15 protein-coding genes are annotated in these 13,767 nt (G+C 60.8%); 6 read left to right on the top strand and 9 right to left on the bottom strand.

Features of this window, described 5'->3' with window-relative positions; genetic code table 11:
• The first annotated feature begins 183 nt into the window (after positions 1 to 183).
• Positions 184 to 384 (top strand): hypothetical protein, encoded by a 201-nt coding sequence (locus ACZ5IL_RS03515; RefSeq protein WP_425907966.1) that lies wholly within the window; start codon positions 184 to 186, stop codon positions 382 to 384.
• 189 nt (positions 385 to 573) lie between these two features.
• Here ACZ5IL_RS03515 and fliJ read toward each other — a convergent pair whose 3' ends face one another.
• Together fliJ and fliI are read right to left on the bottom strand one after the other, a co-directional pair.
• Entirely contained in the window at positions 574 to 999 is a 426-nt protein-coding gene (fliJ, locus tag ACZ5IL_RS03510) for a flagellar export protein FliJ (protein WP_464595195.1), read from the bottom strand.
• A gap of 105 nt (positions 1,000 to 1,104) precedes the next feature.
• Complete coding sequence (gene fliI / locus ACZ5IL_RS03505) at positions 1,105 to 2,430, bottom strand: flagellar protein export ATPase FliI (protein ID WP_464595194.1); 1,326 nt, start codon at positions 2,428 to 2,430, stop codon at positions 1,105 to 1,107.
• Positions 2,431 to 2,798: 368 nt separating this feature from the next.
• Here fliI and ctrA point away from each other — a divergent pair, with 368 nt between their 5' ends.
• The 4 genes from ctrA (at position 2,799) to ACZ5IL_RS03485 (ending at position 5,658) form a co-directional block, all read left to right on the top strand.
• Positions 2,799 to 3,500 (top strand): response regulator transcription factor CtrA, encoded by a 702-nt coding sequence (gene ctrA / locus ACZ5IL_RS03500; RefSeq protein ID WP_009798468.1) that lies wholly within the window; start codon positions 2,799 to 2,801, stop codon positions 3,498 to 3,500.
• Positions 3,501 to 3,686: 186 nt separating this feature from the next.
• Positions 3,687 to 4,091: a DUF350 domain-containing protein gene (locus tag ACZ5IL_RS03495; protein WP_464595192.1), complete on the top strand. Its 405-nt coding sequence runs from the start codon at positions 3,687 to 3,689 to the stop codon at positions 4,089 to 4,091.
• A 2-nt stretch (positions 4,092 to 4,093) separates the two neighbouring features.
• Positions 4,094 to 4,474 carry a hypothetical protein gene (locus ACZ5IL_RS03490; RefSeq protein WP_464595191.1) on the top strand — a complete coding sequence of 127 codons (381 nt, stop codon included), beginning with the start codon at positions 4,094 to 4,096 and terminating at the stop codon, positions 4,472 to 4,474.
• A gap of 26 nt (positions 4,475 to 4,500) precedes the next feature.
• Entirely contained in the window at positions 4,501 to 5,658 is a 1,158-nt protein-coding gene (locus tag ACZ5IL_RS03485) for a glutathionylspermidine synthase family protein (protein WP_464595190.1), read from the top strand.
• Positions 5,659 to 5,749: 91 nt separating this feature from the next.
• On the opposite strand, the gene ACZ5IL_RS03480 is transcribed toward ACZ5IL_RS03485, so the two are convergent.
• The 6 genes from ACZ5IL_RS03480 to chpT form a co-directional block, all read right to left on the bottom strand.
• Positions 5,750 to 6,616: a CheR family methyltransferase gene (locus ACZ5IL_RS03480; RefSeq protein ID WP_464595189.1), complete on the bottom strand. Its 867-nt coding sequence runs from the start codon at positions 6,614 to 6,616 to the stop codon at positions 5,750 to 5,752.
• Positions 6,613 to 7,767 (bottom strand): protein-glutamate methylesterase/protein-glutamine glutaminase, encoded by a 1,155-nt coding sequence (locus tag ACZ5IL_RS03475; protein ID WP_464595188.1) that lies wholly within the window; start codon positions 7,765 to 7,767, stop codon positions 6,613 to 6,615. The genes ACZ5IL_RS03480 and ACZ5IL_RS03475 overlap by 4 nt, the downstream gene beginning before the upstream one ends.
• A gap of 54 nt (positions 7,768 to 7,821) precedes the next feature.
• Positions 7,822 to 8,187, bottom strand: a complete 366-nt coding sequence (locus ACZ5IL_RS03470; RefSeq protein ID WP_309773957.1) for a response regulator — start codon at positions 8,185 to 8,187, stop codon at positions 7,822 to 7,824.
• A gap of 51 nt (positions 8,188 to 8,238) precedes the next feature.
• Positions 8,239 to 8,709 carry a chemotaxis protein CheW gene (locus ACZ5IL_RS03465; protein WP_425907951.1) on the bottom strand — a complete coding sequence of 157 codons (471 nt, stop codon included), beginning with the start codon at positions 8,707 to 8,709 and terminating at the stop codon, positions 8,239 to 8,241.
• Between the two features lie 11 nt (positions 8,710 to 8,720).
• Positions 8,721 to 11,396, bottom strand: coding sequence for a hybrid sensor histidine kinase/response regulator (locus ACZ5IL_RS03460; protein WP_464595186.1), 2,676 nt, complete (start codon positions 11,394 to 11,396; stop codon positions 8,721 to 8,723).
• Between the two features lie 213 nt (positions 11,397 to 11,609).
• Complete coding sequence (chpT, locus tag ACZ5IL_RS03455; RefSeq protein WP_464595185.1) at positions 11,610 to 12,257, bottom strand: histidine phosphotransferase ChpT; 648 nt, start codon at positions 12,255 to 12,257, stop codon at positions 11,610 to 11,612.
• Positions 12,258 to 12,446: 189 nt separating this feature from the next.
• Between chpT and ACZ5IL_RS03450 the strand changes: the two genes are divergently transcribed.
• A complete protein-coding gene (locus ACZ5IL_RS03450; RefSeq protein ID WP_464596798.1) occupies positions 12,447 to 13,235 on the top strand; it encodes a 3'(2'),5'-bisphosphate nucleotidase CysQ family protein in 789 nt (262 codons plus the stop codon).
• A 12-nt stretch (positions 13,236 to 13,247) separates the two neighbouring features.
• On the opposite strand, the gene ACZ5IL_RS03445 is transcribed toward ACZ5IL_RS03450, so the two are convergent.
• Positions 13,248 to 13,754: a YHS domain-containing (seleno)protein gene (locus tag ACZ5IL_RS03445; protein ID WP_464595183.1), complete on the bottom strand. Its 507-nt coding sequence runs from the start codon at positions 13,752 to 13,754 to the stop codon at positions 13,248 to 13,250.
• Positions 13,755 to 13,767 lie beyond the last annotated feature (13 nt).

Genomic DNA, 13,767 nt, shown 5'->3' with positions numbered 1-13,767 from the left:
TCAATTTCTCCATATTAGGCCGGGTTCAATGATCGCGCATCTTCACACCTTTTCACCACTTTGTGATCAACCCTTCGGAACATTGGTGTCGATTCCTACGTTCTAAAGGCGCGAGACTATGAACCTCTGCGCAGGCAGCGGCGACCAATCTTCAAGAAGGAAGTTACGCCAGGAGGGCTTCCAATGAACCATTCGATTTACAGCGCGGATCGGACGACCCACCTGAAGATCGTGGTTGTGGCTCTTGTTGCAGGTATTGCAGTGGCGGGTTTCGCAATTTCAGCGCGGATGAGCGCTGACGATGGCTATACCCAGACTGCACGCATCATCAAGGCCGGGAAGCCGATGGCTGTTACGAGTTCGGGCGCGATGGTCGTCCGCTGAAGGAGTTTGAAGGAATTCACGAGGCTTCTTTACATTTGCCCCCCGAAGTCGCCACGTGAGTACGTAGAGGACCCACTAACCCCAAGTGGACTACGATGGAAAACGCCCGCCCCCCACGGGCGTTTTCTTTCGTTATAAACACCCCATAATAATAAGCGTACCCAGATAGAAGCCGTCGTCGATGTCGCGTCACGCGATGGTGGCGGCGCCCATGCGCGAGCGCATTAAACCGATACTATCAAGATCGGCCTGCTCGCGAGCGCTCTCTTCAGCGCGTTCGCGAGCCTGATCGCGCTCATCCAGCAATTCGACCTTCTTGAGCTCCTCAAAGGCTTCCGCCAAGCCCATCTTGGCATCTTCGAGCTGGACGCGGAGTTCGTCGGCGGAGCGGGTCAGGTTTTCCCGGCGCTGGATCGCTGCCTTGGCATAGGTCGGATACGCGAAATGTGCGGGATCATCGATCCCAGCACGTTCCTGCTCGATTTCGATCTCACGCTCCAGATCGACCGACATGCGCTGAAAATCAGCAATCATGCCCTCGATCTGAGCCACCCTCCGACGCTTCTCCTCGACCTGGAATTTCTTCAGGCGGATCAGCGTTTCACGTGACTTCATCGACTCGTACTCCCCAGAAGTCCCAATCTACGCGGGACAACGGCGGCACCTCCTTCGGATCCCGCCGTACTCCTCTTATGAGAAGCCGATGATGACCCGACAAAGTTAGCTTTCCGTTTCCAAGGTCTTAACGATTTGCTGCAACCTTCGATAACCCTCCTCGATGCTGGTCACCTCATCCTTCGCCTGGCGCAGAAAATCCTCTAAAACCGGATTCAACTTGATTGCCTCGTCGACCTCCGCGTTGGAGCCGGTCCTATAGGCGCCGAGCCGGACGAGTTCCTCCATATCGGAATAAGTGGCCATCATCTGTCGCGCGCGGGTAATGATCGGCAGGAAGGCTGGATCAGCCGATTTCGGCATGGTGCGGGACACCGACTTCAAAATGTTGATCGCGGGGTAGCGACCTCGCTCGGCAATGGCACGCTCCATCACGATATGGCCGTCGAGAATGCCGCGCACTGCGTCGGCCACCGGCTCGTTATGATCGTCACCGTCCACCAGCACGGTGAAGATGCCGGTGATGGTTCCCTCGTCGGCGCCGGGACCGGCGCGTTCCAGAAGCCTCGGCAATTCGGTGAACACTGTCGGTGTGTAGCCCTTCGTGGTCGGCGGCTCGCCGGTCGACAGTCCGATTTCGCGCTGCGCCATTGCAAAGCGTGTCACCGAGTCCATCATGCACATGACGTCCCTGCCCTCGTCGCGGAAATATTCCGCGACCGCCAGAGTCAGATAGGCGGCCTGACGCCGCATCAAGGCTGGCTCATCAGAAGTCGCCACCACGACGACCGATCGTGCGAGGCCCTCTTCGCCAAGGTCGTCCTGCAGGAACTCCTGCACCTCACGACCGCGTTCGCCGACCAGTCCGATTACCGAAATGTCGGCATCCGCGTTGCGCGCCAACATCGACAGCAGCACCGATTTGCCGACGCCGGAGCCGGCGAAAATGCCGAGCCGCTGGCCACGGCAGCAGGTCAGGAATGTGTTCAGGGCGCGGACGCCGAGATCGAGCGGTTTGCCGACTCGTTTGCGCGAATGCGCCGACGGCGGCGAATTACGGTACGGCACCGGCGCCGGTCCCTGTGGTAGCGGCCCTTTGCCGTCAATCGGCTCGCCCATGGCGTTGATAACACGCCCGAGCCATGAGGCTGCCGGCCGCACCTGGCCGGAGGCATTGGCGATCAAGGCGCGGCAGCCGCGTCGTACCCCGTCAAGGCCGGCAAACGGCATGACAACGGCATTGTCGCCGTTGAAGCCAACCACCTCCGCCGGGATGGCCCGACCAACGCCGGTCTCGATCACGATACGGGATCCCACCGACATCGCATGGATAGGGCCGGCTATCTCAACCATCAGCCCACGTACGCCGACCACGCGGCCATAAATATTGACGCGCTCGATCTCGCCAATCCGCTCGGCCAAGCTCTTCATCGTGAAATCCTTAGGTTTCCGCGCATTAGCCGAGCTCCTTAACCTCGTGTTTACCCGCATCGTTAATCATTGCGTCACTGTCTTTGGTGACTGAGCGCACGTGTCTTCAGGACGAAGGCGAGTCGCGAGAGTCGGTTAGGCCTGACTTTTAATGTGGAGCCTGAGTGCCGGTCGGATAAGGAAAGCTGCTTCAATGCAACAGCTTAGGGCGATTCGATGAAAATTGCACCGAAGAGACTTGCAGAACAGAAACAGTTTTTGTTAACCATAAGCTGTCAGGATCCGAATCAGTTGCTTAAAGGCGTTTCCAGTGCCGCAAGTATTGCGGCCGGCCTGACGCCCGGCGCGGCGACGATTAGGGGACTGGCATGCGCGTTTTGCTGATTGAGGATGACAGCGCCGTCGCGCAGTCGATCGAGCTGATGCTCAAGTCCGAGAGTTTCAACGTCTATACGACGGATCTCGGCGAAGAAGGCGTCGATCTCGGTAAGCTATACGATTACGACATTATTCTTCTCGACCTCAACCTGCCCGACATGTCGGGTTACGACGTGCTCAAGCAGCTGCGCGTCTCCAAAATCAAAACACCCATTCTGATCCTCTCCGGCCTCGCCGGCATCGAGGACAAGGTCAAGGGTCTCGGCGTCGGCGCCGACGACTACATGACAAAGCCCTTCCACAAGGACGAGCTGGTGGCCCGCATCCATGCGATCGTGCGCCGCTCCAAGGGTCATGCCCAGTCGGTGATCCAGACCGGCGATCTCGTGGTCAATCTCGACACCAAGACGGTGGAAGTCGGCGGCCAGCGCGTCCACCTTACGGGCAAAGAATATCAGATGCTCGAGCTGCTCAGCTTGCGCAAGGGTACCACGCTGACCAAGGAAATGTTCCTTAACCACCTCTATGGCGGCATGGATGAGCCCGAGTTGAAGATCATCGACGTCTTCATTTGCAAGCTGCGCAAGAAGCTCGCCAATGCCTCCGAAGGCCGCAACTTCATCGAGACCGTCTGGGGCCGCGGCTACGTGCTCCGTGAACCGCACGATGACGAAGTTCGCATTCCGGCGTGATACCGGACTTCACCTTTCCTCCCAGACTGACCCCGCCGCAAATGGCGGGGTCTTTGTTTGTGAGACTTAGAAGTCTGCATTTACTCGACCCGAAGGCCAGATCCTGCCCTGAACCCGTCGCCGGGTTGCCTCGACTGACACAACATGGCTGATTATCCGGGCTGAGGCGTCATCACGGGGGCTGACATGATCCTGCAATCGCTGGCCGGGCTGCCGGCCTTCCTTCTGTATTTCTGCACAGGCCTGATCGCGGTCGTGCTGTATCTGTTCGTCTACACGCGCGTCACGCGGCACGATGAATTCAAGCTGATCTGCGACAACCATCCGGCTGCGGCGATCGCGCTCGGGCTCAGCCTGATCGGCTTCGTCATTCCGGTGGTCAGCGCCATTATCCACACTGTCAACGTGATCGACTGTCTGATCTGGAGCGTGATCGCGCTGATCGTGCAGATCGCGGTCTATTACATTGTCAAAATTCCGGTGCCGAACCTGTCGGCTCGAATCGCCGCCGGCGAACTCGCGCCGGCGATCTGGCTCGGCCTGTCATCGGTCGCGGCCGGCGCGATCAACGCTGCGTCGATGGTGTACTAACCATGGCCCAGCCTCCCGCCGAACAATTCGGAAAACGACGGCTGCCGCCGCTCGAATCGTCGCCCCCGGTGAAGCGTTCCGGACGTGTCGCGCTGCTGGTGATGGGCACGCTCGCGGTCGGCGGTGGTGCCTACTTGCTGATGCCTCACAACAACTGCGAACCTAACCGGCCCGGCGTCGCGACATCCGCAACACCCGGCCAGACCGATACCACCTGCAATTCGGGTTCATCGAGCAGCGGCTGGTCATCGCGATCGAGTTATTACGGCGGCAGCGATTCCTCCTCGAGCCACTCCTCATCCGAATCCGGCAGCGGTTCCGTCACACGCGGCGGCTTCGGCGGCTTCGCCCATGCGATCTCGGCTCACTTCTCCGGCGGCTGACACGCTGCGGCTCGCGAGTTCCTCCTATGCAACGCATCGCCTGCCCCGAACGAGACGACTGGCAATCGACCGCAGAGAATGCCGGCTTCGCATTTCATACCCTTGACGGGGCGCGGTACTGGGACGAGCGGGCCTATTATGCGTTCACGCTTGACGAGATCGAGCAACAGATCGAAGCGCCGACCGGCGAAATCCACGCCATGTGCCTCGAACTGGTCAAGCGTGCGATGAATGACGAGAGCGTGCTACGCCGCCTCAGGATCCCGCAAGCCTGCTGGCCGATCCTCACCGAGAGCTGGGCGCGCAGCGATACCACGCTTTACGGCCGCTTCGACTTCAGCTTCAGCGGTCACGAGCCAGCGAAACTGCTCGAATACAATGCCGATACCCCCACCTCGCTGTTCGAGGCCGCGGTGTTTCAATGGACCTGGCTCGAACAGGCGATGGAGCGCCAGATCATTCCCAAGAATGTCGATCAGTTTAATTCCATCCACGACAAACTGATCGCGCGCTGGCGCGAGATCGCGACGAATGGCCATCTGCATCTGACCGGGCTGTACGACAACCCCGAGGATGCGGTCACACTGAACTATCTCGAGGACACCGCCCGGCAGGCCGGCCTTCAAACGACGTCGCTGGAGATCGAACGCATCGGCGTCGACGGCACCGGCCAGTTCGTCGATCTTGACAATCGTCGCATTGAGCTCGCGTTCAAGCTCTACCCCTGGGAATGGATGCTGCGCGACAGCTTTGGCTCCAAGGTTCAGGCCGCGTCGACGCGATGGATTGAGCCGCCCTGGAAAGTCGTGCTCTCCAACAAGGGAATTCTGCCGCTGCTGTGGGAGATGTTCCCCAACCACCCGAACCTGCTGCCCGCCTATTTCGAGGACGATGCCGCGGCGAGCAAGCTCGGCAACTCGTATGTGCGCAAGCCGATCTACTCACGCGAAGGCGCCAACATCGAACTGGTCAGCAGCGGAACGGCGCTGGATCAGCAGGGTGGCCCCTACGGCAGCGAAGGGTTCGTGCGTCAGGCCTTCGCGCCGTTGCCGACCTTTGATGGTCAGTATCCGGTGATCGGAAGCTGGATCGTTGGCGATCAGGCTTGCGGACTGTCGATCCGCGAGGACGAGAACCCGATCACGGGCAACACGTCTCGCTTTGTGCCGCATGCGATCTTGTGAAACGCGGCATCACTCCGAATGCCGCGTAAGCGGCGAACGCAACGCATTCGTCGCCAAAGCCGCGCTCCAGAATGCCCCCGAAGCGCAGACTTTACGCGCGGGCCGCCGCCTTGGGTGACGGCATGCCCGGCACCAGCGTGGGCGAGCAAACGCGATTGGGCCGATAAAGACCGCGCTTGTCGGGATGCGGTTTGAACGCATCGGTCAGCCCGACTACGGTTTCAGCAGCGCCGAGCGCAAGGAAACCATCAGCTTCCATCTGCTTCGCAAGCCGCGTGAAGACGCCGATTTTGGTTTCCTGATTGAAATAGATCAGCACGTTGCGGCAGAAGATCACGTCGAAGGTCCCAAGATGGGAAAAATCCTGCAACAGGTTGAGCTGGCGGTGCTGAACCATCGCGCGAATGTCGGGGTTGATCTGCCACAGTTCGCCAACCTGCTTGAAATACTTGATTAGCAACTGAATGGGCAATCCACGCTGCACTTCGAACTGGCTGTAGAGGCCGGCGCGCGATTTTTCGAGCACCTCGTTCGACAGATCGGTAGCGATGATCTCGGTGCGCCAACCCGTCAGCAACGGACCGCATTCCTTCAGGCACATCGCGATCGAATACGGCTCCTGCCCGGTCGAACCTGCGGCGCACCAGATCCGCAGATTCCGACGAGCCGCGCGGGCCTCGAGCAGCGCCGGGATCACGGTCTCGCGCAGATGATCGAACGGTGTCTTGTCGCGAAAGAAGAAGGTTTCATTGGTGGTCATCGCCTCGACGACGTCGACCGTCAGGGCCGCGGCACCGTTCTTCATTTTCTGCACAAGGTCGCCGATACCAGAGAAGCCGGCCTTGCGTGCGAGCGGAGTCAAACGGCTCTCGACCAGATATTGCTTGTCGGCGGCAAGATCGAGGCCGGACCGCTCTTTCAGCAACTTGCGCAAGTACTCAAAATCAAGCGGTGTCACAGACGGTCTCCCGCAAATAACCGAACCAGCTTCGGGGCGATTTGTTGAAGCGGCAGAACGGCCGCGCAAATTCCGTCGTGGACGGCGGCGCCTGGCATTCCCCACACCACGCTGCTCGCTTCGTCCTGCGCGATGACATTCCCCCCGGCAGCAACAATCTGCCTGCCGCCGCGCATTCCATCGGATCCCATTCCGGTCAGGATCACGGCGAGAGCGCCGCCCTGCCAGACGTCTATCGCCGACGTGAACAGAGGATCGACGGCTGGTTTGCAGAAATTCACCGCCGGGCCGTCATCCAGAACGACGACGGCGTCTGCTCCTTTTCGGACCACCCGCATGTGACGGCCGCCGGGTGCAAGATAGATATGACCCTGCTTCACGGTCTCCTGATCCACTCCCTCATGCGCGGGGCGCCCTGCAGCCCGCGCCAGATGCTCGGCGAGAATGGTGGTAAACGTCGGCGGCATGTGCTGGGTGATCAGCACCGGGCAACGGTCGATCACCGGCCCTATTCCGCCCACCAGCGCCATCAGCGCCTGCGGCCCGCCCGTGGACGAGCCGATCAGCAGCACACGTGGGACGTTTGCGCTGAAGGCACGCAGCGTTGGCGGGGGGCGGCTCGTCGCAGGAACGGCTTTGGCAAGCGGTTCCTGTTCGCGCGGGACCAGCGGCGGTGAGGCGGCAGGCGCCGGACGACGACGTTTTGCAGCGAGGTGCCGGATCTTCTGGATCAGGTCATGCTTGAAGATATCAGCCGCGGCGATCTCTCGCGTGCTCTCGGGCTTCGGAATGTAATCGGCGGCGCCGAGCGACAGCGCCTTGAAGCTGATCTCCGCATTGCGGCGGGTCAACGTCGAGGCCATGATGACAATGAGGTTGCGCTTCTTGGCCAGCAGTTGCGGCAGCGCGGAAATGCCGTCCAGTTCGGGCATTTCGATATCGAGGACCACGACATCGGGGTTGGCGCGCTCAACCTGCTTGACGGCGTCGAGCCCGGTGCGCAGCGAGGCCGCAACTATCATGTCGGGCTCAGCCTCGATCCATCGGGAAATCAGTCCGCGTATAACGACGGAGTCATCGACCACCATGACGCGCAGCGGCTCCTGCTTTCTCGAATCTTGAGCCACCGGACTTGCCACAGCAGTACTCATGCCCCACCCCACGCAACGAATAAAAATGTCCAGCCGCCCGGATCGCGACGAGATTTAGATCAGGCCGATTTCCTGAAATTTGGCTGTCACGATGTCCTTGTCGAACGGCTTCATGATGTATTCGTTGGCGCCGGCGTGGAGCGCGCGAGCGATGTGCGCCACATCGTTCTCGGTGGTGCAGAACACAACCTTCGGCTGATCGCCGCCAGGCATCCGGCGAAGGTTGCGAAGGAATTCGTAGCCATCCATGACCGGCATATTCCAGTCCAGAAGCACGGCGTCAGGCAGTTCACGCCTGCAAACATCCAGCGCCTTCTCGCCATCCTCCGCCTCGACGATGTGGAAATTAAAGCCCTCCAGGATACGTCGTGCGACCTTGCGAATGACACTCGAGTCGTCAACGATCAGGCACGTTTTCATTTTGGTCTCCGTGTCTTTTCAGCGCTTTCCCTCGGCCGGCATTTGCCGGGGTCAAGCTGCAAGCTTGTCAGGTCCAATCTCCAGAACACGATCGACATCGAGAACAACCATTAACTGCCCATCCAGCCGATACACACCTGCCGACAGCTCCGCCATCCGCAGGTCGAGATTAGCCGGATTGACCTCGCGGCCTTCATCCGGGAGTTTCATGACCTCGCCGATCGAGTCGATCAAAAGTCCGTAGGACTCACCGCGCAGCTCGACGCCGATAGCCATGGGCGGGCGACCGGCTTCCCCCCTGGGAAGTTTGAGCCGGGCGCGCATATCGATCGCGGTGACGATACGGCCCCGCAGATTCAGTACGCCCGCGATATCGTTCGAGGCCAGCGGCACGCGGGTTAGACGTTCCGGCTTGAACACGTCCTGCACGCGTGAGATCGGCAGCCCAAACAACTGGTCGCCGATCGTCGCGGTGACGTATTCGGTGAGTGCGCTTTCGTTTGCGTGATTTACCGTCGTCATCATCTGATCCTTCATGCCGCCCGGCAAATTTCGGCGGTCTGCTCCTTCAGTGCAGCAATCAGGCCAGGCCGGTCGAATTTGGCGACGTAGTCGTGGAAGCCGGCCTGACGGCCCCGTTCGATCGCGGCCGGAGAAATCATCGACGACAGCGCAATGATCGGAGTGCCGTTCAAGCGGTTATCGGAGCGCACCGTCTCCGCGAACTCGAAGCCGTTCATGTCCGGCATTTCGATGTCCGTGAGGATCGCGTCGAATTCCTGACCCGACCGCAGCACGACGAGACCTTCCCGCGCGTTGGTCGCGAGCCGAACCTGATAGCCTGCAGCCTTGAGAACCGGCGCGAGCATGTTGCGGAAGAAGGCGCTGTCATCCACCAGCAGCACTGACCGCGCAGTGGCAGCCGCACGCATCTCCTTGCGCTTGAACCAGTCGGCGAAGGCCATCGGCAGGAAATGACCGATATCGATCACGTCCGTCGCCCGGCCCTTGATGACGGCGGAGCCGAGGATGCCCTGCTGGCTGCTCGCCACCTCGATGTTCAGACGCTCCTCGACGATGTCGATGATCTCGTCGACCACCAGCCCCGCTGCCCGGTCGTCATCAGCAAACACCAGGACCGGTTGCGACCCGTCTTTTCCAACCGAAACGCCATCCATCTGAATCAGTGGCATAAGCTGATCGCGGTACTGCACCATATAGCGGCCGTCGGAAATCTCGATCTTGTCGACCGCGATCTCTTCCAGTCGCGTGACCAGTGCGAGCGGCACGGCCTTGGGTTGATCCGATCCGGCACGGAAGACCAGAAGTGATGTCTGCTCGGCGGCGCTGGCTCGCGCAGCGCTCTCATCGGAGATCTCTTGCTGAGACAAGACCGATGCGCCCAGCGCGTGGGCGATCCCGTTCGGGTCGATGATCATGATCACAGCACCGTCGCCCAGGATGGTGTTGCCCGAGAACATGCCGATATGCCGCAGCATGGTCGACATCGGCTTGACCACGATTTCTTCCGTATGGAAGACGCCGTCCACGACGATACCGAAGGTCTGGTTGCCGACCTGCGTGACCACGATGAAACCGTTCTCGGGATCGCTGGCCGAGCCATCATCGATCTTCAGAAGGGTCTTCAAGTGCATCAATGGCAAGAGCTTATTGCGCAGCCGCAAGACCGGAGTGTCCCTGATCCGCTCGATACGGTGCTCCGAATTGGCGCGCGCGCGCACCAGCTCGACCACCGAAAGCTGCGGTATCGCAAAGCGATCACCCGTGACCTCCACGATCAGCGCCGACACGATCGCCAGCGTCAGCGGAATTTTGATGGTGACGCTCGAACCCTCGCCGGCCACCGACTTGACGTCGATTGTACCGCCGATCTGATCGATATTGGTCCGCACCACATCCATACCGACGCCGCGACCGGAGACGCTGGTTACGGCTGCAGCGGTGGAGAACCCCGGTGCGAAGATGAACTTGTGGATCTGCGCCTCGGTCATCTTTTCGATTTCGGCCTCGGTCGCCAAACCGTTTTGAAGGGCCTTGGCCTTGATGCGCTCGGTATTGAGGCCGCGGCCGTTGTCCGCGATGCAGATAATGATGTGGCCGCCCTCGTGATACGCCGAAAGACGGATCGCACCCTGCTCCGGCTTGCCTGCCTTGAGGCGCTCGGCCGGTGTTTCCAGGCCATGATCGGCGGAATTTCGTACCATGTGCGTCAGCGGATCCTTGATGAGATCAAGAACCTGACGGTCGAGTTCGGTGTCGGCGCCATGCATCTCGAGTTCGATCTGCTTGCCGAGTTCGCTCGAGAGATCTCGCACGATGCGGGGCAGCTTCTGCCAGGCGTTGCCGATAGGCTGCATCCGCGTCTTCATGACGCCCTCCTGCAGCTCCGCGGTGACGTTGGACAGCCGTTGCAGCGGCACCTTGAATTCGTTGTCTTCTTGGCGGCGGCTGATCTCGAGCAGCTGGTTGCGCGTTAACACGAGCTCGGACACCATCGTCATCAGGTGCTCAAGCGTATCCACGTTGACGCGAATGGATTGGTTGGCGATCCGATCGCCTTCCGGAGCGTCCTCCACTTTCTTCGGAGCAGCCTTTGCGACTGGCTTCGAAGCAACGGGCGCCGCGGACACTTCGGGCTCGGGCTGCGAAACGGGCGCAGTCGGCTCGACATTCGTCTCACGGAACGCGCGCTCGAGATCATCAAGCGACACCTCGCCGGGGCGCAGAGGTCGTTCGAGAATCTGGTAGGTGAGCGTCCCCGCCGTTTCATCTGCCAACACGGCCTCGGTCGGCTCGGGAGCGGAGTTGGACGGACCATCCTCGGCCATGTGATGCAATGCATCGATCAGATCGGCATCGGCCCCCTCCGGCTCCGTTCCGGTCGCCTCGAGCTGGCCCAAGATGTCCTTGATGCGATCGATGGTGGAGAGAATAAGCGTCACGGCCTCACCGGTCACCGGCATGCCGTCACGAAACTTGCCCATCAGCGTCTCCGCCGCATGAGCGAGCGCTTCTAGCCTTGGAAGGCCCAGAAAGCCGCACGTTCCCTTGATGGTATGGACCAGCCGGAAGATGTTATCCAATATCTTCGCATTGTTTGGATCCTGCTCGAATCGGACGAGCTGGTTGTCAACCGTGTCCAAACTCTCGTTGGTCTCGGTCAGGAATTCGCAAAGAAGATCATCCATGCCTTCTGGCCTTCGAAACGCCGAGGCGACGTCGTCGCGCCTTTCACGGCCAAGCCAGTTTCAACGCAAAGCGTTAACATTGGTTGAGCGCGTCAAAAAGAACGCGCCAAACTGGTAAACAAAACGACCGAGACGATCATTCGCAACGAGCTTCGAAACCATTGTGCCCAACCTGGAAACCGTTTGTTAACCCTGGTCGGTGAGGCGAAGGCCTTAATTGGCAGTCGCAACCACCTTGTCGCCATCGGCGACAAGCGAGATGCTGATGCCGCAGGCGTCTGCCAGCAGACGGGTGTAATAGGGTTGAACCGCATGGGCATCGACGGCGTTGGACGAACCGGACGCTAGAAGATCGGCGACGGGCTGCGACACGCGAGCATTCAACCCGGCGGCGGTGATCCGAAAGCCCATAGCCTCACCCTCCCCGAGCGAGTCGACCGTCAGCACTCCCCCGCGGGGAATCGTCTGCTGCGCAATCACCAGCAAGTTGAGCAGGAGTTTCACCCTGTTCTTCGGCAGCAGAAGACGCGGCAAATTCCAGGCGAGCGTGATCTTGCCGTCCTCGAAATGGCCCTTCGCCATGTTCTGGGCATCGCCCAGATCGATCTGCGCTCCGGCCGAGCCCGCTGCCCCGAATGCGAGACGGCAAAACTGCAACCGCGCCGACGCAATTTTGGCGCTCTTGCGAATCAAATCGAGGGCAAACTCACGATCGTCCGGCTTGGGATCGTCGTCCAGTACCTCAAGTCCGTTGACGATTGCGCCTACGGGACTAATGAGGTCGTGACAGACGCGTGAACAGAGCAGTGCCGCGAGTTCGAGCGCGTCGGGAGCGGGAGCGGGAGACGGTGTGCCAGACATAAAATGTATTCCTGAGATCAGTTTCGGCAACTCCGCAGCGCGCGGACACGGCGAATCAAACGATCTTCAGGGTTTGATACACGGCCTGAGCCTGTGCTGCCACCTTGAGGCAGTCGCCGCCGTCCCCCGGTGCTACGCAAGGACACCTCGAACGTGCCAGTGATCGACGCTCACTCCGCTGCGACGCTAATGGACTCGCTCACGGAACTGGTCGCGAAAGCCGGCGCCGCCGTGCTCTCGGTCAATCGCGGCCGCATGATGATCGGCGGCAAAATCGACGGGTCTCCCGTCACGGACGCGGATCTCGCCTCCGACCGTGTGATCGCCGAAGGACTCGCGCAACTCCGCCCCGATATTCCGGTGCTGTCCGAGGAGCGCGTGCATCTCGCGACACCGCCTTACTCCGGAAGTTTGTTCGTGATCGATCCGCTGGATGGCACCAAGGAATTCATCGCGGGTCGCGACGAATACACGGTGAACCTTGCAATCGTGACGGACGGGGTGCCACTACTCGGCATCATCGGCGCGCCGGCGCTGGGGTCGATCTGGCGAGGTCTTGTCGGACGCGGCGCACAGCGCGTCGCGGTCACGCCGGACGGCGGGGAGTCCGGCGCCGCAAAGCCGATTGCGACCCGACCGCTTCCTCCCCCCGGTTCCCAATGGGTCGCCGCCGTCAGCCGCTCCCACGCCGACCACCGCTCGGACGCATTCATCGAGCGCCGGCCCGGCGCGGTGCGCAAACCGCTCGGCTCCGCCGTCAAGTTCTGCCGGATCGCGGAGGGCGGCGCCGATATCTATCCGCGGCTCGCCCCGACCGGCGAATGGGACGTCGCGGCAGGTCACGCTCTGGTCACCGCCGCCGGCGGCAAGGTCACGGATGAGTCGGGCGCGCCGCTACGTTTCGGCCTAGCCCGCGAGGGGTTTCTGGTCCCGGAGTTTATCGCCTGGGGCGACCCTTCTGCCGCGCCCCGAGGTTAGGCCGGCGCAGCACTACTGCGCGAGGGTTTCTTTCAGCACTGCCCAGCGGCGCGTCGCCTCGCGCAGATAGTGCTCCGGATTAGTCGCGAAAGCCGCGCGACTGCCCTCATGACCGAATAGATAAAGCCGCTGATCGAAAATCAGCCAGAGTCGCGCCGTTCCAGCGCAAGTCACACCCCGCGCAATATCCACCGGATCGTAGCCCCCGAAACGTGGACTATAAACATCGGGGTTGGCGATGAAAAAGGCGCGGTTGTCGGGATTGCTGAAGCGCCAGATAGCGCCGCCCTGCGAGACCTCGTAGTCGGCGTCGCCCTGCACCGGCCGCGCGTCGGTAAAAAAAGCCACGGGATCGAACCCGCCGATCGCCAGCCCCGTATACCTGTCGACCACGACCCGTTCGGAGGTGGCGGCCCGAACCGCGAAATCGGTGTCCGAGATAGCGAAGGCGCACCCCAGCGAAGCGATCACGGCTATTCCGAGGCGCAAGCCATATCTTTCCTGCCGCCGTGCCGTCATAGTTGGTGCCGAT

The sequence above is a fragment of the Nitrobacter sp. CN101 genome (assembly GCF_055390255.1).
The sequence above is the reverse complement of the archived record's forward strand: the minus strand, read 5'-3'. Positions and strand labels throughout refer to the sequence as shown.

Coding starts and splice junctions, on each gene's coding strand:
- fliJ (WP_464595195.1), bottom strand. CDS start 999: ATGAAGTCACGTGAAACGCTGATCCGCCTGAAGAAATTCCAGGTCGAG.
- ACZ5IL_RS03450 (WP_464596798.1), top strand. CDS start 12,447: ATGGACTCGCTCACGGAACTGGTCGCGAAAGCCGGCGCCGCCGTGCTC.
- ACZ5IL_RS03475 (WP_464595188.1), bottom strand. CDS start 7,767: ATGAGTACTGCTGTGGCAAGTCCGGTGGCTCAAGATTCGAGAAAGCAG.
- chpT (WP_464595185.1), bottom strand. CDS start 12,257: ATGTCTGGCACACCGTCTCCCGCTCCCGCTCCCGACGCGCTCGAACTC.
- ACZ5IL_RS03490 (WP_464595191.1), top strand. CDS start 4,094: ATGGCCCAGCCTCCCGCCGAACAATTCGGAAAACGACGGCTGCCGCCG.
- ACZ5IL_RS03465 (WP_425907951.1), bottom strand. CDS start 8,709: ATGACGACGGTAAATCACGCAAACGAAAGCGCACTCACCGAATACGTC.
- ACZ5IL_RS03485 (WP_464595190.1), top strand. CDS start 4,501: ATGCAACGCATCGCCTGCCCCGAACGAGACGACTGGCAATCGACCGCA.
- ACZ5IL_RS03445 (WP_464595183.1), bottom strand. CDS start 13,754: ATGACGGCACGGCGGCAGGAAAGATATGGCTTGCGCCTCGGAATAGCC.
- ACZ5IL_RS03460 (WP_464595186.1), bottom strand. CDS start 11,396: ATGGATGATCTTCTTTGCGAATTCCTGACCGAGACCAACGAGAGTTTG.
- ACZ5IL_RS03470 (WP_309773957.1), bottom strand. CDS start 8,187: ATGAAAACGTGCCTGATCGTTGACGACTCGAGTGTCATTCGCAAGGTC.
- ctrA (WP_009798468.1), top strand. CDS start 2,799: ATGCGCGTTTTGCTGATTGAGGATGACAGCGCCGTCGCGCAGTCGATC.
- ACZ5IL_RS03495 (WP_464595192.1), top strand. CDS start 3,687: ATGATCCTGCAATCGCTGGCCGGGCTGCCGGCCTTCCTTCTGTATTTC.
- fliI (WP_464595194.1), bottom strand. CDS start 2,430: ATGAAGAGCTTGGCCGAGCGGATTGGCGAGATCGAGCGCGTCAATATT.
- ACZ5IL_RS03515 (WP_425907966.1), top strand. CDS start 184: ATGAACCATTCGATTTACAGCGCGGATCGGACGACCCACCTGAAGATC.